Origin of the sequence: Janthinobacterium sp. Ant5-2-1 (assembly GCF_001445815.1) — a bacterium.
In the GTDB taxonomy this organism is placed as follows: Bacteria; Pseudomonadota; Gammaproteobacteria; order Burkholderiales; family Burkholderiaceae_D; genus Janthinobacterium; species Janthinobacterium lividum_E.
Genome location: NZ_LNCE01000056.1, coordinates 1 through 16,300, shown reverse-complemented (window position 1 = coordinate 16,300; position 16,300 = coordinate 1). Strand labels below are relative to the sequence as shown.

Genomic DNA, 16,300 nt, shown 5'->3' with positions numbered 1-16,300 from the left:
TATGGCAGCCCCGCCTCCTTCTGACTCAGCCCAGTATCATTTTGACCGACTTGCCGCACCTGATGAATGCATCGATAATAAGTTATGCAAATCAAGATAACGCCTAAAAAAATATTACTGTGCCTCCTCATTCTTAGCCCGGCTTTGTATGTCGCTGCATGTTGCGTGGTCTCCAACAGCCGCAAGGAGGTGTTCTATCAAATCCAGTCCGGCGATACGCGACAAGCGGTTCTTGCCCGCTTTGGTAAGCCGTCACATGTGGAACGTCCGGGGGACGCGGTCGGGCGTTATAGTAATGTGCCATGCACTCATCCCTGCGCCGAGCGGCTGTGGTTCGAGAACCGCTTGTCATCCGAACTTGAAGCGTGGTCGATGGATTTAGACCAAAATGGCCGCGTGATAAGCAAGTTGTATCTGGTCTCCTTTTAGTCGGCCCTCGCTCCTGACTGCTCATATTGATAACCACGTCGTGATACTTGCCCAAAGATTGGGCTGCGACCTCTTCGAATTCCTTAACGGCGATATCTGCGCTGGAGCCAAGGCATGGCTTTAGCATTGAGCCGGAAAGTTTGTTGTGGGACGTCCTTCAAAGATAGCATTTAGCGATGGATATCGATATTGCTCCATAATGTGCATGTTGGCTTCAGTTAGCGTGATTTGCACTTTGAGGAAGTCAGCCTTCGGAAATAGATAAAAAGCACTTGCTTTTGTGTTTTCAAGATCAAGGAGTACTGCCAGAAAAAAGTCGCATCTGGACTCCTCATCCAGTCGTATCCGCCAGCGAGGAGGGGCTTGCTTTTCGTACAGGCATCTTGCTATCGTGATCTTCAAGACAAACCGATCATCGAGCAGCAGAGTATTGCGAGATGACCCGTTTACTTGGCTGACACCCGTTTTCGCAATGAGTCCCATAATTCGTTCGTGCGTTTCTGCGCGAACAGCTCGTATGATTTTCCGGGTGGCCACGAACTTATGTTCGTTGATAGGTGGCAGTCCAGCAAGTGCGTAGGCTTCCAGCATGGTGCCAAAGTGGTAAGCGAACATCTGTGCGCCGGGAAGCGTATCGTCCTGATCAATTAGCACGGTGGTCACCTTCCCATGTTTTTCATGCAACTTGTGCAGCATTGCCAGGAGTTCTTCTTTTGGAATCGGAGCGAGGCGATTTTTGCGCTCTTGCTGCGCTTTACGGAAAAGGGCAACTGGGATAAGGGGAGGGAAGGCGCCGATCCTTTGTATCCACATGGATGCAGGATTCTCGACGTGATGCTTTCGGAGCTTGAAAGAGGCTCTGTTGTAGATGATGTTGCCGATGTACTTTTCGTTTGTAAGAACATCCCGGACGCAGTCACGGTTCCAAGCGCGCCCGCATTCGCGAGTGGCTTCCATGGCGTTAAGCAAGAAGGCAATTTCGCTCTCACTTAGCTTCTCCTGCACGTACCAGTCGTAGACTCCTCGAATAATCTCAAGTTCCTCATTTGGTCCAGGAACGAGTATTACGCGGTCTGTAGGATGGCTCTTCCTTTCTCCGAATCCCAGCGCCGGCCTGGCCTTGCCGCTTGCACTGATAGGTATTCGGCGCAATCCAAATCCTGCTCTACCACCTTGTTTGAATCCCATTTCTACAAAACGACACTGAGCTGCAAACACTTTGGTCGAAAGCTCCCTGCTGTACTCGGCAGCCATGGCGCGCTTTACGCTTTTAATTATTGAGGAAACTGAAGATCCATTGTTCTCGAAGTCTTCGGCACAATAGATGATGGAAATCCCTGCGCGACGGCAAATGTATTCGTAGTAGGCACTCTCGTCCAAATCTTGGAACCTTCCCCAGCGGCTTATATCATAAGCAAGAATCGACTGAAATGGGACTCCGCCGCTTTGCACGTCTTCGATCAGGCATCGCAGGCCAGGGCGTGAAGAAAAATCAAGCCCACTTTTGCCCTCGTCGGTGTATGTCTTGATGATTTCCATACCATGGCGTTCTGCATACTCGGAAATGCAATGCAACTGGTGAGAGATCGAATGATTTTGGTTGTCTGTAGACATGCGGACGTACACCGCAGCTTTTGGCTTTACGCCAGTTATCAGTACTTTGGGAACGTGTATAGCTGCTTTGCTTCGCATGCAATTCCTCTACGGGAGGTGCCAATTACGGTGAGCTTTTGGCTCTTGCTTGATACGGATCAATGCATGGACCTTCACCTGTCGCATTCTAGTGAAACGAGGAGGCTGCCATGTTCGATAATGCCATTGAAAGAACGTTACGACTGATTGCTGCCGGGATGTATTTGAAAAGAATACATGGCCTGGAGTTCGCGTTTCTTGTGTTAATAGATGCCGGGCTTCGTGAGGGTGTCGCAAGAGCTGCTCTGCAAGATGAACAGACTTACTTAGGTACGGATTTGACGTTGAAAAACTGCCCCGGTGACGGTAGTCATCCGGAATGATCTGCAACTTATTGCAGTGTCGCACGATTCAGGTGGCACGTTCTTTTTTTCTGGCCTGTTGTATACGGTGCTAGGTATCCAATTGCGTGGTCATAGAGTTTGGATAGGAGTAATCTCCTACATAGCCATTTTTTAAAGATTGCAAATTGCGTTCGTGTAAAGGACCTTTAAGATGAAAATCGCTGTATTCAGCTCCCAACCATATGATCGTCGTTTTTTCAATGAGAAAGCAGATCAACACGATGCTCATGACGCCGTGGAGATGCGTTTTCACACTGAGTCCTTGTCCCTGCAGTCAGTGGCTCTTGCTCAAGGTTGCCAAGCAATCTGCGTGTTTGTGAACGATGTACTTGACGCAGAAGTACTGCATGCCCTGGCTCACATTGGCGTCCGCGCTATCTTGCTGCGTTGCGCAGGTTTCAATAATCTCGATACTGAGGCCGCACGACGATTGGACCTTTTCGTTGCGCGCGTGCCCGCATACTCGCCAGAAGCTGTGGCCGAACATGCCTTAGCCCTCACTCTTACTTTGAATCGCCGAACTCATCGGGCCTATGCAAGGGTGCGTGAAGGTAATTTTGCGCTTGATGGACTCCTTGGCAGCAATTTGCACGGAAAAACGGTGGGCATCATCGGTACAGGAAAGATTGGCCTAGCGACTGCAAAGATTTTTAACGGCTTTGGCTGTCGCCTTCTAGGTTTTGATCCATTTCCATCGCCAGCGTTTGAAGCGTTCGGAGAAATGGTCGAATTGTCTGAATTACTTTCTGAATCGGAATTCGTTTCATTACATTGTCCGCTCACCACGGATACTCACCACCTCATAAACACCGATACGTTGAGTCTGATGAAGAAGGGGGCTATGTTAATCAATACTTCGCGTGGCGCCCTCGTTGATACACAGGCGGTGATTGAAGCGTTGAAGTCGCGCCAGCTGGGCTCCTTAGCCATTGATGTGTACGAGCAAGAAAGCAACCTTTTCTTCGAGGATCGGTCAGGCGACATCATCACGGATGACATTTTCCAGCGCCTAATGACGTTCCCGAACGTCCTTGTTACCGGACATCAAGGTTTCTTTACCATTGAAGCCATGCGTGAGATTGCCACGACAACCTTCGAAAATTTGTCTGCATATCAGCTTGGCGCCGAATGCTCGAATCTCGTGCCTGGAACATATTAATGGCTGTTGCCTGGCATGTGTTTTCCGTCCGCTTTGGGGCGAAAGCAGTCGTTGAGCGGAAGTAGAGGGCACAGGTTCACGCCGCTTCTTCGACGGCTACCGCTTGCGAAGGTTTCCGGGGTTCCTCGCTGTTCTCGCGGATAATGTCCCGCACTTCTTCGATATGCCTCCATGCATGCAGCGCCGCCCGTTTGGCGGCCTGTTTGCTCTTGTAAACATGCTCCAGCGTCTTGAGCGTGCCCGCGGCCCCGGCCTGCTCTTGCCCCGCCTTTTTCTTCTTCGCCGCCACGTCCTTCCACTTGGCCACCACGCCCGTGATGCCTTCGTCCGGGTCTTTCTCTTCCTCGCGCTCGGCCTCGACCGCTTCCGTCTTCGTTTCAAACTCTACCTGCGTGGTAAAGCCGTTGCCGCCCAGGCTGTGCGTGACCTTGACCGATAGCCATTCGGTGGCATCGATCTCGGGCTTGAAGCCTTGCACGGTGACAGGCGATTGCGGGAACACGGCCGGGTTGCCCAGGGCCAGGCTCATTTCAAAGGTGGCCAGGCCGCGCAGGATGCGCTGCCATTCGGCCACGGCCGCCGCGCGCGCGTCGCTTTCGTTGGCGAAGGTGGTGCGCAGGCGCTTGCTGTTGCCCGGCACGCCGGCCACGACGCTGCGGCGGCGCGCGTAGCGCTCGTCATGCCAGAAGGCGCGCACGCCCGTGTAGGCGTCGCTTTCGGCGCTGTGGTAGCGGTGGCCGTCGCCCAGGGCGCGCGTGATGGGGATGACGGGCAGCGCCTTGCCGCTGGCGGTGCGGCTCTGGTTAATGGGGATGAAGAGCAAGGTGTCATTCTTGACGGTGGCCACGGCGTCGTATTTCCTGCCCAGCCGGCGCAGGAAGGCCGCATCGCTTTCGTGGGTTTGGTCGATGTGCTCGACGGCCGTATTGCGCAGGCGCGCCGACACGCCCGACGCCAGCTCATTGCGAAAGGCGATGGCCTCGATGATGGCACCCAGAGTGGTCTTGTGGAAGCTGTGTTCCTGCTGCTGCTTGAACGTGTCGATCAGATTGGCCGACCTGGCGCGCAGGGTGATGGTATCGGGCGCGCCGCTGTGCTCCACCTCGTCGACGGTGAACTTGCCCATATCCACCAGGCCGCTGGCCTGCCAGCCCAGCGCCAGGGCGATCTGCGCGCCGCGCGGCGGCAGGGCAAGCTTGCCGTCGCTGTCATCAAGCGAGATATCGAGCTGGTCGCTCTCGTCGCCACGGCACAGGGTCAGCGTCAGATTGATCAGCCGCGGCGAGACGATGGCCGTCAAATCCTTGTCCTCGATGCTGACCTTGAAGGCGGGGATATGCTCGCTCATTTGAACTTGTCCGCCGCGCTGCCGATGGCGCCGCTGATGCTGCCGCCGATCTTGTCCTTTATCTCGCTGACCGCGCCGCCGTACTTCGACGTGATGCCGCCGACCACATTGCCGACCACGCTGCCTACGGCATTCTTTGCCGCGCCGGCAATGCTGCTGGTCATGCCGTCGATGCTGAGCATGTTTTTTAGGTCGCCGATGTCGCCCAGGCCGACCAGGGCCAGCACGCCATCGTCGTCACGCTTCAGTGCAATCGAGAACTCGACGCGGCGCGCGCCACCGCTGCCGTCCAGAATGGTGCGCCCCTCCGTCATGTTGGTGATGCGGTAGGAGCCGAGTATGCGGCCCGTGCCCTGGATCAGAATCCACGATTTACCCGTGTCGGCCATCATGCGCAGCGCATCGAGCGAGTACAGGGAGCCGGTTAGCTCCGGCGCCACCCAGCCCGACAGGGTGATGGTGTCGTCGCCGGGCCCCACGTACTGGTGCGCGTCGCGCAGGCCCACGCGCGCCGTGCTGGCGTGCTTCCATTCCGTTTGCCGCTGCAGCTCGTGATAGGCCAGGGTGGGCAGGCTGAACACGAACATTCCTAAAATCATCATCATGGTGTGCTTCTTTCTTTAATCGTGGTCGCGCAGGGACGAGCGGATGCGTGCCGCCTTTTCGCGGTCGCGCTGATCGAGCGCCACGCTCACCGCGCGCGCGATGGCCTGGGGATCGGTACCGGCCTGCACGTTGAAGGTGATTTCGATCTTGTCGCCTTGAATCGTCATGCCAGCGCCGAACCCGCCCACGGGCAGCGGCGCGCGCGTGTCGAAGGCGCTCGCGGGCAGGGCGGTGGCCGTGCCGATGGCGATGCCCGCGCCCAGTTGCGTCAGGCGCTGCGCCAGGCCCGATACCTTGGCAATCGGCGCGCCCTCGCTGCGGTCCAGGCCCACGGCCAGGCCTTGCATGGTGTAGTCGCCGAGCTGGGCAAACACGCGGCTCGGGCTGTGGATGCCCAGCTTTTCCTTGAACCAGGCAATGGTGCTGGACCCGGCATTGCTGATGGCGTCCTTGACTGCGCCCATGGAACCGGTGATGCCGTTAACCAGGCCGCGCAGGATATTGGCGCCAAACTCAGTGAACTGGGCCGGCAGCTTGATGCCGAACCAGCTCAACACGCCCGCGAACGCCTGATAGAACACGCCGACGGGTGACCAGTTGATGATCAGGGCCGTGATGCTGCCCATGCCGCCGGCGCAGACGGTGCGCAGGCGCGACCAGATATCGGCGAAGAAGGCGGAAATAGGCGCCCAGGATGCGGTGATGCGCTGCAGGATGCTGGCACCGAAGTCGGTGAACTTGGCCGGCAGCACGATGCCGAACCAGCCCAGCACGCCAGCGAAGGCGCGATAGAACAGGGCGAGCGGTGTCCAGTTGGCGACCAGGGCGCTGACGCCGCCAATGCCGCCGGCAAAGGCGGTCTTGATGTGCGACCAGATGCCGGTAAAGAAGCCGGCCAGCGGCGCCAGGCCCTTGGCGAGGCGGCCCCGGATACTGGCTGCAAAGTCGGTGAATCTGGCAGGCAGCGCAACGCCGAACCAGCCCAGCACGCCAGCAAAAGCGTGATAGAACAGGCCCAGCGGCGACCAGTCGGCGATCAGGCTATTGATGCCGGTAAAGCCGCCGGCAAACGCCGCCTTGACGTCTGACCACAGGCCGCCAAAGAAACCCTTGATCGGCTCCCAGTATTTGTAGATCAGGAAGGCGGCGCCGGCGATGACCGTGATGGCGATGCCAATCGGGTTCATCAGAAGAGCACGGCCCAGCCACAGCACGGCACGGCCCGCCCACATGAAGGCGCCGCCCAGGCCGCGCAGGATGGGCGTGAGCACGCCGCCCGTCACGCCCATCTTGGCGAACATGACGTGCAGCATGGCATACGGGCCGATCATGGCGGCGATGCCCAGCATCAGCGGGCCGAGCACCAGCAGCAGGCCGGCCAGCACGGCAAACGCGGTAATCATGACCTTGGCCACGGTCGGGTTGCGTTCCATGAAGCCATTCAGGCGCGTGACGGCGGAAATCGCCAGCTCCAGCCCCTGCGCATACAGCGGCAGGATTTTTTCGCCCATGGTGAGCTTGAGGTTGGCTAATTTTGACTGCGCTTCCAGTTCCTTGCCGGCGGCCGAGTCTCGGCCCAGTTTTTCCAGCTTGCCGATATCGGCGGCGCCACGGTTGAGCTTTTCGTTCTTGTGGATTTGCCCGCGCTGCAAATACATCTGCGAATACAGGTTCGACGCGGTGCGGTTCGAAAAGATGCTGCCGATGGCGTCGAGCACCTGGTTCTTGTCTTTGATGCCTTTCTTGGCCAGTTGCGGCAACAGTACCTTTTCCATCCATTCGAACTGGTTTTCGCGGAAAAGCTCAGAACCCAGCAGCGCGCCAGGATTGAGGAAGGAAAGTTGTCCCGCTTTATCATGCGTGACCTTGCTCTTGTCGCCGATCAGGCCGAACTCTTCCAGCTTCCTGGCCGAACGCTTCGTCGTGCGGCCCTGATACAAGTTCTGGTAAGCGCTCATCAGGGACGTGCCGACGCGGTTGCCGCTCATTTCCTGCACCAGCGGTTCCATCTGGTAGTAAAAGGCGTCATCTTTCAAGCCCTTGGCCGCGATGCCGCCCGTCTTGATCATGTTCAGCCATTCATTCGGGCCGACGCGCCCGCCCGTGGCGGTGATGACCTGTTGCACGATATTGGCCTGGGCTTCGAACTTTTCCTTGCTCTCCAGGCCGCCACGCAGCTCGATCACCTTGAGCATATCCATGAACTTGCGTTCGTTGTCGGCGCCTTCGGCCTCGCCAAAGAAAGCATGGTTGGCAAACTTCATCTTGGCCAGCGTAGGGGCGACCATTTCCGCATGGTGCACGTCGGCAAAGGCACTCATGCCATCGCGCATCAGTTGCAGGTTGTCGAGCTGGCTGGTGCCGTAGGTCTTCATATTGCGCGCGAAGGCGACGGCCTCGGCCGACACCTTGTCGCCCAGACCCAGCGCGTTGACGCGGCCCACTTCCGTTTGATAATGCTTGGCCTCGTTCAGCCCCTTGACGACGGGCGCGCCGATGACGGCGCCCGTGGCGGTCGCCCCGGCGCCGGCCATGGCCAGGTTGCCCGCCTTGTTGCGCAACTTGTCGGCGTGCTGGGTGGCGTTGGTCACGCGCTGCTGCTTGGCGGCGGAGGCGGCGAGGCGCTTTTGTTGCGAGGCCAGTTCAACGTTCGTCAGCTGGATGCTGTTCTTGAGCCATTCCTGCGCCTTGCCCAGCTGGCGTGTGTCGATGCCGGCCTCTTTGAGGCTGGTGCGCAGGACGCGGAATTGCTGGCTTTGTTCGCGGCCTTTCAGCGTCAATGCCTGCGTGACTTTGACTGCCGCGTTAAACTCGCGCGTCAGGGCGCGCGTGGGCGTCGTGGTCTGCTTCATTTTCGCAGCAAGATCATTGAGTTTGTCCTGCGCTTCCTTGAGCTTGGTACGCGTCGCATTGATACCGCTATGCAGTTCGCGGAATTTCCCCAAGTTTCTCTGCTGGGTGTTCAGCTCGCGCAAGCGGTCGCTGGTCGCCCTCAAAGCCTTGGCCGTGTCGCTGGAACCGCCCATGATTTTTTTCAGCGGGCCGGTGATCTTGTCCAGTGCCGCAAATACCACCTGTAATTTCAAATCCCGACCAGCCATCTATTCCGCTCCGCTCCGCTTCGCTGCCGGGCGCGTTCGCGCCAGGCCATCAGTTCATCAATCGTAAAGCCGTCCATCGCTGCCGGCGTCCAGTGAAAGACGCCGGCAATGTCGGCCATGGCGTCTTCTACTTCGCCGGGGATACCGAAAGGCGATCTGCTTTGCTCGCCAAAAAACCGGCAACCTCGGCGCCCACGGCCAGCAGGTCCGCCGGGTCCATGTTGGCGATGTCGTGCGCGGTCAAGGTCGGTTCGGTGATGCGCGGCAGCACGATCTGCAGGGCCGACACGTTCAGGTTGGCCAGCTCGATCAGGGAAATGCCGCGCAGGGCGCCTGCCTTGGGTTTGCGCACGGTGAGCGAGGTGATGAAGGTGTCGCCGCGTTTGATCGGCTCGTCCAGCTCGATGACGGCTTGGTTTTGGGTATCGTTGTTCATGGTGTAGTCCTTGTAGGGTGGAGGTAAGTAAAAGGGGGGATTACAGGCCGATGGCCTTGCGGATGGCCGCGTTGGTGTCGCCGCCACCGAAGTTTTCGGTGCCGCTCATGAAGTCCAGTTCGATGACGGTGGCGCCGTCGATCATCAGCTTGTAATAGCTGCACGCCATCGTGTATTTGTGCGTCGTGTCGTCGCCCATCTTGGCGCCGCCCATGTCGATTTCCTTGTAGCGGCCACGCACGACGACCTCGACGGCCGCCACCGTGCCGTCATCGTCTTCCTGGTAGGCGCCGGCAAAGCGCAGTTGCACGGCACCGTGCGTGTGCGCGCCGTACTGTTTCAGGGCTTCGGCGATCAGGCCGCCGCCGCTCCATTCCAGCGACAGCGCCTCGTTGCCGAAGTCCACGGACACGGGGCCGCTCATACCGCCGGCGCGGTACTCTTCCATCTTGCGGCTCAGTTTCGGCAAGGTGACTTCGGGCACCATGCCCATGAAGGAGACGCCGTTCTGGAACAAGTTAAAATTTTTCAGTTTGCGGGGCAGGCCCATAATTTCTCCAGTAATTCAATGCGCCCGCGCTGGCGCGGGCAGGGTGGTGATGGCGATTACGCTGCGATGCGCGAGGCGAAGTCGGCCAGGTAGCGGTCGGTAATGCGCTGCTGGAATTTCAGGTTTTCCAGCGGCGGCACGGGCGTGTAGTCGTAATCGATGGCCAGCTTGCCGTCTTTCAGCGCCGTCTTGTCGTTGTATTGCTCGTCATACCAGGCATGGCCGTCGATGATGTAACCCTGCAGTTTCAAGTCGCGGAACTTGGCGTTGATGCTTTCCAGCAGGTCGCGCACCAGGGACGGATGCAAGGGCACATCGACATAGGCGAAGTGCGCCTCGGCAATGGTGTCGGCCAGCACCTGGGCCGTGCGCGTATAGCTTTCGAAATAGAAGAAGCCGCCCGGTTCCTCGCACGTGCGCGAACCCCAGAAGCGGTAGCCGCCCATGTTAATCAGGGTGGTCACTTCCTTGGCGTTGAGCACACCGGCATCGGTGGCCGGGTCTTGCAGGTCGAAAAACACGTCCTTGGTGATGCCGGTCGGGCCATTGACGACGACGTTCGACAGGGTCTTGTGCCAGCCCGTTTCCTCGTCGATCTTGGCGCGCAGGCCCATGGCGTAAGCGACGGCGGACATACTGGCCTCGGCGTCCGTGGCGGTATCCCAGTTCACGAAATCCGGCCAGATCATCATTACTTCGCGCTGGCCGAACTGGCCGCGATAGGTAGTGGCCGCCGTGACGGTGGCGCAGCCATAGGCCGAGGCATACACGAAGCCGCGCAGGCGTTGTGCCACGCTGGCCAGGGCGTTGGTCACGGCCTGGGTGTCCAGGCCCGGCGCGCCCAGGATGCGCGGTTTCACGCCCAGTTTGCTTTGCGCGGCCAGCAGCGCCTTGGCGCCCAGGTACTTGCCGTCAGGCGACACGCCGCCCACGGCATTGGTGGTCGTTTCCGCTTCCGTCTCGCCTTCGGCCACGCGCACCACGACCGTCAGGGGCTTGGTCTGTGCGGCGATGGCCGCCAAGCAGCGGTACAAGGTACCGGTCTTGCCGGCCTTGCCCATGGCGGCCAGCACGTTGGTAACGAGCACGGGCGTGTCGAGCGGGAAAGCGGCCGGATCGGCATCGTCGGCTGTGGCGATCAGGCCCAGCACGGCGGTGGAGACGGTACGGATGGGGCGCGAACCCTCGTTAATTTCAATGACGCGCACGCCATGGTGGTAGTCGGTAGCCAAAATTGTTCTCCTGGTAGGTGGTGAATGGGGCGTGGGTGAGGCGTTACGGGGTGACAGATGCCGGCAGCGTGATGCCGGCGTCGGCGAAGGCGCGCCGCCCCTCGTCGGACAAGGTGGCGGCGATGCGCACGTATTCGGCGCTGACGGCCGCTCGCAGCACCTCGATGTCCTGCGCGGCGGCAACCGTCGGGCAGATGGTGATGTCGAGCAGCCAGGCGCGCGCTGCCGCGATGGTCTGCACGGTATCCGCGTCACCGTCGGCCATGGCGGCAAAGCCGATGCCCGCCAGGCGGTTGAGAATGCCGTCGCGCGTTTTTCTGACGCCGACCAGATACGCGTTGAACTGCGTCGCAAACAGTTCCGGCACTGGCGCCGAAATGACAAGCTTGCCCTTTTTAAATGCAAAGGTATGTCCGCGTGGCCGGCTCATCGCAGCGGTGAAATCTTTGTCGTCCACTTCGATCAGATCGTCGGGCAGGTTGGCATAGCTAATCTCATCGGGATAAAAATTGCCGGTGGACGGCGAGTAATGGAGGGGCATGTCACTTACCTATTGAAATGATGAAAATGGAAACGTTGCTGTGGATGTAGTTGCTCTGCGCGACGCCACCGTTGATGGAGTTGGCCATGGCCGATACGAAGGCATTTGAGTCGGGGCTGGCGCCGATACCGGAGATAGACGCCGTGCATCCAAACGCTGCTTCTTTAAATGCAATCGGAAAGGAAAAATCTTTCGTCGAGATGCCGGTGGTGGCGGCAGGCACACTGATGGTTTGCCACTGCATGATCAGCCCGCCTGGCAAAGGTTGATAGCCATCCTTGAGCAGCCGTGATGCAAAGTCGGCGTTTCGCCCCATCTCCGCGGTGGAATCAATGACTTGCCATGTGCTGCCGTTGGTCGCAACGACGGACAGCGATTGCCCTGGCTTGACCAGCAACGACGGAACGCTTCCTACGTCGTAACCGAGAAATGCGCCGTCGCCGGGGGAAATGGTGCCCGACACTGTTGCGTAGCCAAAAAATGTCAGGCGGCGCCCGACAATATTTCCACTGGCAATGCTGTCAGGGCGCGGGAGCGTGACATTGATGCCGTCGTTCACGAAGTACAAAGCGTGGCCGATGTCGCCAGCGACGAGCGGGCGCGAGACGGCAATCCCTTTCAATCCAGCCAGATTGCCTTGTTCCTGCTGTACAAATTCGGCATTCACCAGTTTTTTCGAAGTATTGAACTTCGGCAGTGTCGCCACTGCCTTCATGCTGTATTGCGGATGGGGATCGGCGGCGGCCTGGTGCGCAGTCAGCTGCTTTTCGCCATACACGAGCACACTGCCGGCCTGCTCGTCGACATAGGCGCGATGCGCCAGTTGCGGGTGTGGGTCAGCGGCGCCCAGGTGGGCCGCCAGTTGCTGTTCACTATGAGCGAGCACACTGCCGGCCTGTTCGTCGACATAGGAACGGTGTGCCAGCTGCGGGTGCGGGTCAGCGGCGCCCAGGTGCGCAGCCAGTTGTTGTTCACCATGGACGAGCACGCTACCGGCCTGTTCGTCGACGTAGCTGCGATGCGCCAGTTGTGGGTGTGGGTCAGCGGCGCCCAGGTGCGCAGCCAGTTGCTTTCCAGCATGGACGAGGACGCTGCCGGCCTGCTCATCGACGTAGCTGCGTTGTGCCAGTTGCGGATGCGGATCAGCAGCAGCCAGGTGCCCAGCCAGTTGCTTTTCACCGTGGACAAGCACGCTGCCGGCCTGTTCATCGACATACGAGCGTTTCGCCAGTTGCGGATGCGGATCGGCGGCGGCCAGATGCGCAGCCAGTTGCCGATCAGCGTGGACGAGCACGCTGCCGGCCTGCTCATCGACATACTTGCGCGTGGCCAGAATGACGGATGGGTCGATTTTCAGCTCGATAGCGGCCGTGCTGGCGACGATCAGGACGATGCGTACCACTTGCGTGCGTCCGCTGCCCTCAAGCATCTGGGGTTTGTAGCTGGGTGGGCAGTTGGCCACCGCGCACAGGTCGCCGGCCTCGTCGAAGATGCCGATCTCGCGTATCCACCAGCCGCCCACGTCCTCGGGCAGCACCTGCTCGACGATGATCTGGCTGGCGTTGGCCGGGTCAATGCTCAGCTGGTTCAGGCCGGCGCGGCGCACCTCGCGCACCAGCGCTTTTTGCGTACGCACGGGCATGGGCAGATTGCCATTGCCGTCGCCCACGGCCAGGCTTTTCAGTTTCAGGGTTTGGCCCAGGGCGATGGCGTTGGCCAGCTTGGCCTCGCCCACTTCGGTCAGGATGGCAAAGTATGTGCTCATGGATAGATGGTGAGAGTGTCGATGGTATGGGATGCGCCGCTTTGTAACAGCGTGCCGCGCACTTCGATGGTTTCCGCGATCCAGGGATACACGGTCATGCTGTCGCCGTGGTAGGCGCAAGCGCCCGCGTAGACGTTGCCGCGACTTTCCAGATAAATGGCCAGGCCCGTCATGTGACGGCTGACAGGCTTGGCGTCGGCAATCAGGCGTTCCATTTCCTGAAACATGGCGTCCGTGATGCCCGTGTCCAGCACGCCCACGTCGAGGCGGAAGGTGCCCGGCACGCCGGCCGGCGTGGTTTGCCACCATTCGGTAATGCGGATCAAATAGCCCAGGGACTCGACCACGCGGCGCACGGCGGCAATCGTGCCCTTGTGCTTGTGAATGAAGTAGGACGCCTTGATGGTGCCGCGCTTGATCGATTCGGGCCAGGCATCATCCCAGCGGTCGACGGAACAGGCCCAGGCCAGAAACGGCAGCAGATTGACGGGGCAGCGGTCGGCGTTCCACAGGTCGCGCAGCGGCACGGGCACGTTGACCAGCTCGGCGCAGGCCACGGCAATGGCGCGTTCCAGCGCCGTGGTATTGGGCGGCAAGGTGGACACGAGCTTATTCATCGAGTACCACGACATTGAGCTTGATGGCCGTGCAGCGGGCGGCCTGTGTGGCGTTCAGTTCGATGTCCGCTGCCGGGCTGGCCAGCACGACCTTGCGCACGCCTTCGACGTGCACGGCGGCGCTGCAGGCGGATCGATAGATGCTGTGGCCCAGCGGGCGGCGCGGCTGCGACACGCGCACGGCGTTGGCGCGCGCGGCGTCCAGCAAGATTGGTACTTCGGGGCCGACGCCGATAAACAAGGTGGCTTCGATCTGGTAGTCGATGACCTGGGCGGCTTGCACGCTCAAGCGGTCTCCCAGGGGGGCGCACTTCCTCGGCGTTGAGCGCGCGCGCCACGATGGCCAGCAGTTCGGCGCTGGGAATGCCGGTGGCATCGTTGGCCAGCACCGTGACGGTGACGTGCGCCGGCGCGGGGCTGGTGGCGCTTGCGTCCTTGACACGGCCGTCGCTACTGCGGGCGTGGAATTCGTAGGAGGCTTTCGGGCCGGCCACGGACAGGCCGTCCGGCGCTTCCTGGATGCGCAGGCGGTAGGCGTCGTTGTCTTCCATGACCGCAAGCACGGGCGGCAGGGCATTGGGATTGGCCGGCGTGATGACCAGGCGCGCCACGTTGACGTTGGCGCCCAGCTGGTCCAGGTCGCCGTCAAGGGCAAACGCCAGCATGACGGCCTTGCCCGCCTCGTTGACGCGGTTGCGCAGGATGGTTTCCTGATAGCTGTTCTCTTCCAGCAGCTTGGTGGCCGGTTCCGATTCCAGCTCCAACAGGGCCGTGACGGCGGCGCGCTCGGCTTCCGGCAGCAGGCTGACCAGATGCGCTTTGCGGGTGGCGAGGATGGCTTCGAAGTCCAGCACCTCGACCACGCTCGGCGCCGGCAATTGGGTCAGGTCGATGGGCGTGCTCATACGACGCCGCCTTGCTTGACGGGCACGGCCAGGGTGATGCCCTGGCCGTTGGCCGTGCCATCGAGCAGCAAGGTGATAGCGCCGTCCGTGTTGCGCGTGAACTGCACGCTGGCGAGCTGCAGGCGCGGTTCCCAGCGGCGCAGGGCAAAGGCAGTTGCCGCGTAGATGCGCAACTGCGTGGCGCTGTTCAAGGGCTGGTCGATCAGCTCGGGTACTTCGGAACCATAGCGGCGGCGCCGGATGCGCGAACCCATTGGCGTGGTGAGAATATCGGTCACGGACTGGCGCAGGTGGCCCAGGCCCGTCAGGCTGCGCCCGGTGGCGGCGTGCATGCCCATCATGCTTGCGGCCCGCCCGACTGGTCGCCGCCGGCCCTGACGCCGCCGTGCGTATGCTTGGCCAGACTGATGGCGCCGGCCAGCACGTCGTCGCTGGCTTTGATCGTGCCTTGCACGGCCATGGTCACGCCGCCAGCGGCGCCGGCCTTGGCGTTCACGCCGCCGTTCAGGGCGGTGGCGCCGTTGACGGTGGTCGCTTGCTCGACAAGCAAATTGCCCATGACAGTCAGATCGCCCGTGCAGATGGTGCTGGGCGCGTTCGACGTCACCTTGTCGGCTGTGATGGTGGCAGTGCCGCCGGGGAGTAGGGCCGTCAGCGCGTGGGCCGCTTGGTCGTACTGCAGCACGGCGCCGTCGGGGTAGTGTGTGGTGTGGATGCTGTCGTTGGACTCGGGCGCGTCAAATTCCTGCGAGTACAGGGCGGGCAAGATGATGCCGCGCGTCAGGTCGCCGCCTGCGGAAAAGACGATCACCTGTTCGCCGACTGTAGGCGCCGACCAGGTACGCGTGCTGCCGGCGCGTGGAGTGGCCCAGTTCAGCCATTCGGTGGTGAGCGTCGGCCCGAGCCGTATGCGCGCCTTGGCCCCTTTGACCTCGGCGATGGTGCCCAGGCGGATCAGGTTTTGCAGCAAGCGGAGGAGGTCGGACAGGTCGGCGTTCATGCAGTGCATGTTGCCGAAGTCCGCGTGCGGATGCACGCGGGGGCGGGTTGTTATGCAGTTTAGCGACTATGGTAGCCGGTGAAGCATAAACTCATACATTGACAATTCGGACAGCGATGTGACCAAGGGGTTCTGTTGCAAAAAGCGGTCTCTTACTTTTGTAAATTAATATCTTCCTATTTGGACTCTTGCATATATGGTGGAGCAATGCCGCGATCCCATACTCCAATCCTAGTCTCAAGACTAACATCGGCTATATGAGGATATCGATTGAGTATCTCCTTTTTTCCAGGAAATTCAAGTCGATAATTTTCATTATTTTTTCGCACTACTATCGGAAGTGGTTTTTCCATTTCATCGGGGAGAAGCATGCAAGGTATTTTTTCTACCTCAGAGAATGTCGCACGAAAGTAGTCATCGTTGATATTGACTTCTGAAGTGACGCCTGCTCGGCCGTGTATTTTAATTATGCTAGCCAAGCAAGCTGAAACATAATAAAGATTGTATAAGTGGTACGGAATTGCCCGATTCAGAGAGAAGCCCGTCCGTACATTTTGATAGGGTTTGTGTAACTC

18 protein-coding genes are annotated in these 16,300 nt (G+C 59.8%); 3 read left to right on the top strand and 15 right to left on the bottom strand.

What is annotated here, in order from left to right; genetic code table 11:
* Positions 1-84: 84 nt before the first annotated feature.
* Positions 85-429: a hypothetical protein gene (locus tag ASN89_RS18490; RefSeq protein ID WP_058050294.1), complete on the top strand. Its 345-nt coding sequence runs from the start codon at positions 85-87 to the stop codon at positions 427-429.
* 120 nt (positions 430-549) lie between these two features.
* Here ASN89_RS18490 and ASN89_RS18485 read toward each other — a convergent pair whose 3' ends face one another.
* Entirely contained in the window at positions 550-2,121 is a 1,572-nt protein-coding gene (locus tag ASN89_RS18485; RefSeq protein WP_082654638.1) for a recombinase family protein, read from the bottom strand.
* A 110-nt stretch (positions 2,122-2,231) separates the two neighbouring features.
* Here ASN89_RS18485 and ASN89_RS28725 point away from each other — a divergent pair, with 110 nt between their 5' ends.
* Together ASN89_RS28725 and ASN89_RS18480 are read left to right on the top strand one after the other, a co-directional pair.
* Positions 2,232-2,444: a hypothetical protein gene (locus tag ASN89_RS28725; protein WP_152988613.1), complete on the top strand. Its 213-nt coding sequence runs from the start codon at positions 2,232-2,234 to the stop codon at positions 2,442-2,444.
* 172 nt (positions 2,445-2,616) lie between these two features.
* A complete protein-coding gene (locus ASN89_RS18480) occupies positions 2,617-3,624 on the top strand; it encodes a 2-hydroxyacid dehydrogenase (protein WP_058050292.1) in 1,008 nt (335 codons plus the stop codon).
* Positions 3,625-3,700: 76 nt separating this feature from the next.
* On the opposite strand, the gene ASN89_RS18475 is transcribed toward ASN89_RS18480, so the two are convergent.
* The 14 genes from ASN89_RS18475 to ASN89_RS29530 form a co-directional block, all read right to left on the bottom strand.
* The gene (locus ASN89_RS18475) at positions 3,701-4,972 is read right to left on the bottom strand and encodes a phage late control D family protein (RefSeq protein ID WP_058050291.1); all 1,272 of its coding nucleotides are present in this window, start codon (positions 4,970-4,972) and stop codon (positions 3,701-3,703) included.
* On the bottom strand, positions 4,969-5,577 hold the full coding sequence (locus tag ASN89_RS18470; RefSeq protein WP_058050290.1) for a phage tail protein: 609 nt from the start codon (positions 5,575-5,577) through the stop codon (positions 4,969-4,971). Before ASN89_RS18470 ends, ASN89_RS18475 begins: the two co-directional genes overlap by 4 nt.
* Positions 5,578-5,592: 15 nt before the next feature.
* Positions 5,593-8,679 carry a phage tail protein gene (locus ASN89_RS18465; RefSeq protein WP_152988612.1) on the bottom strand — a complete coding sequence of 1,029 codons (3,087 nt, stop codon included), beginning with the start codon at positions 8,677-8,679 and terminating at the stop codon, positions 5,593-5,595.
* Complete coding sequence (locus tag ASN89_RS28260) at positions 8,661-8,798, bottom strand: GpE family phage tail protein (RefSeq protein ID WP_082654637.1); 138 nt, start codon at positions 8,796-8,798, stop codon at positions 8,661-8,663. The genes ASN89_RS18465 and ASN89_RS28260 overlap by 19 nt, the downstream gene beginning before the upstream one ends.
* Positions 8,799-8,806: 8 nt before the next feature.
* Positions 8,807-9,115: a phage tail assembly protein gene (locus ASN89_RS18460; RefSeq protein ID WP_058050288.1), complete on the bottom strand. Its 309-nt coding sequence runs from the start codon at positions 9,113-9,115 to the stop codon at positions 8,807-8,809.
* Between the two features lie 40 nt (positions 9,116-9,155).
* The gene (locus ASN89_RS18455; protein WP_046682355.1) at positions 9,156-9,665 is read right to left on the bottom strand and encodes a phage major tail tube protein; all 510 of its coding nucleotides are present in this window, start codon (positions 9,663-9,665) and stop codon (positions 9,156-9,158) included.
* 56 nt (positions 9,666-9,721) lie between these two features.
* Positions 9,722-10,897: a phage tail sheath protein gene (locus tag ASN89_RS18450; protein ID WP_058050287.1), complete on the bottom strand. Its 1,176-nt coding sequence runs from the start codon at positions 10,895-10,897 to the stop codon at positions 9,722-9,724.
* 43 nt (positions 10,898-10,940) lie between these two features.
* Complete coding sequence (locus ASN89_RS18445) at positions 10,941-11,438, bottom strand: hypothetical protein (protein ID WP_058050286.1); 498 nt, start codon at positions 11,436-11,438, stop codon at positions 10,941-10,943.
* 1 nt (position 11,439) lies between these two features.
* The gene (locus ASN89_RS18440) at positions 11,440-13,203 is read right to left on the bottom strand and encodes a phage tail protein (protein WP_058050285.1); all 1,764 of its coding nucleotides are present in this window, start codon (positions 13,201-13,203) and stop codon (positions 11,440-11,442) included.
* Positions 13,200-13,820: a phage tail protein I gene (locus ASN89_RS18435; protein WP_058050284.1), complete on the bottom strand. Its 621-nt coding sequence runs from the start codon at positions 13,818-13,820 to the stop codon at positions 13,200-13,202. Before ASN89_RS18435 ends, ASN89_RS18440 begins: the two co-directional genes overlap by 4 nt.
* Positions 13,817-14,725: a baseplate J/gp47 family protein gene (locus ASN89_RS18430; RefSeq protein ID WP_414842519.1), complete on the bottom strand. Its 909-nt coding sequence runs from the start codon at positions 14,723-14,725 to the stop codon at positions 13,817-13,819. Before ASN89_RS18430 ends, ASN89_RS18435 begins: the two co-directional genes overlap by 4 nt.
* Positions 14,722-15,066: a GPW/gp25 family protein gene (locus ASN89_RS18425; RefSeq protein ID WP_058050283.1), complete on the bottom strand. Its 345-nt coding sequence runs from the start codon at positions 15,064-15,066 to the stop codon at positions 14,722-14,724. The genes ASN89_RS18430 and ASN89_RS18425 overlap by 4 nt, the downstream gene beginning before the upstream one ends.
* Positions 15,063-15,734 carry a phage baseplate assembly protein V gene (locus ASN89_RS18420; RefSeq protein WP_235502008.1) on the bottom strand — a complete coding sequence of 224 codons (672 nt, stop codon included), beginning with the start codon at positions 15,732-15,734 and terminating at the stop codon, positions 15,063-15,065. Before ASN89_RS18420 ends, ASN89_RS18425 begins: the two co-directional genes overlap by 4 nt.
* Before the next feature lie 167 nt (positions 15,735-15,901).
* The coding region (locus tag ASN89_RS29530; protein WP_235502006.1) for a hypothetical protein at positions 15,902-16,300 on the bottom strand (399 nt) is incomplete at its 5' end.

What these genes read in the sequence shown, in the direction of transcription:
- ASN89_RS18475 (WP_058050291.1), bottom strand. Translation starts at nt 4,972, where the DNA reads ATGAGCGAGCATATCCCCGCCTTCAAGGTCAGCATCGAGGACAAGGAT.
- ASN89_RS18445 (WP_058050286.1), bottom strand. Translation starts at nt 11,438, where the DNA reads ATGCCCCTCCATTACTCGCCGTCCACCGGCAATTTTTATCCCGATGAG.
- ASN89_RS28260 (WP_082654637.1), bottom strand. Translation starts at nt 8,798, where the DNA reads ATGGCCGACATTGCCGGCGTCTTTCACTGGACGCCGGCAGCGATGGAC.
- ASN89_RS18465 (WP_152988612.1), bottom strand. Translation starts at nt 8,679, where the DNA reads ATGGCTGGTCGGGATTTGAAATTACAGGTGGTATTTGCGGCACTGGAC.
- ASN89_RS18480 (WP_058050292.1), top strand. Translation starts at nt 2,617, where the DNA reads ATGAAAATCGCTGTATTCAGCTCCCAACCATATGATCGTCGTTTTTTC.
- ASN89_RS18460 (WP_058050288.1), bottom strand. Translation starts at nt 9,115, where the DNA reads ATGAACAACGATACCCAAAACCAAGCCGTCATCGAGCTGGACGAGCCG.
- ASN89_RS28725 (WP_152988613.1), top strand. Translation starts at nt 2,232, where the DNA reads ATGTTCGATAATGCCATTGAAAGAACGTTACGACTGATTGCTGCCGGG.
- ASN89_RS18420 (WP_235502008.1), bottom strand. Translation starts at nt 15,734, where the DNA reads ATGCACTGCATGAACGCCGACCTGTCCGACCTCCTCCGCTTGCTGCAA.
- ASN89_RS18485 (WP_082654638.1), bottom strand. Translation starts at nt 2,121, where the DNA reads ATGCGAAGCAAAGCAGCTATACACGTTCCCAAAGTACTGATAACTGGC.
- ASN89_RS18470 (WP_058050290.1), bottom strand. Translation starts at nt 5,577, where the DNA reads ATGATGATGATTTTAGGAATGTTCGTGTTCAGCCTGCCCACCCTGGCC.
- ASN89_RS18455 (WP_046682355.1), bottom strand. Translation starts at nt 9,665, where the DNA reads ATGGGCCTGCCCCGCAAACTGAAAAATTTTAACTTGTTCCAGAACGGC.
- ASN89_RS18425 (WP_058050283.1), bottom strand. Translation starts at nt 15,066, where the DNA reads ATGATGGGCATGCACGCCGCCACCGGGCGCAGCCTGACGGGCCTGGGC.
- ASN89_RS18490 (WP_058050294.1), top strand. Translation starts at nt 85, where the DNA reads ATGCAAATCAAGATAACGCCTAAAAAAATATTACTGTGCCTCCTCATT.
- ASN89_RS18430 (WP_414842519.1), bottom strand. Translation starts at nt 14,725, where the DNA reads ATGAGCACGCCCATCGACCTGACCCAATTGCCGGCGCCGAGCGTGGTC.
- ASN89_RS18435 (WP_058050284.1), bottom strand. Translation starts at nt 13,820, where the DNA reads ATGAATAAGCTCGTGTCCACCTTGCCGCCCAATACCACGGCGCTGGAA.
- ASN89_RS18440 (WP_058050285.1), bottom strand. Translation starts at nt 13,203, where the DNA reads ATGAGCACATACTTTGCCATCCTGACCGAAGTGGGCGAGGCCAAGCTG.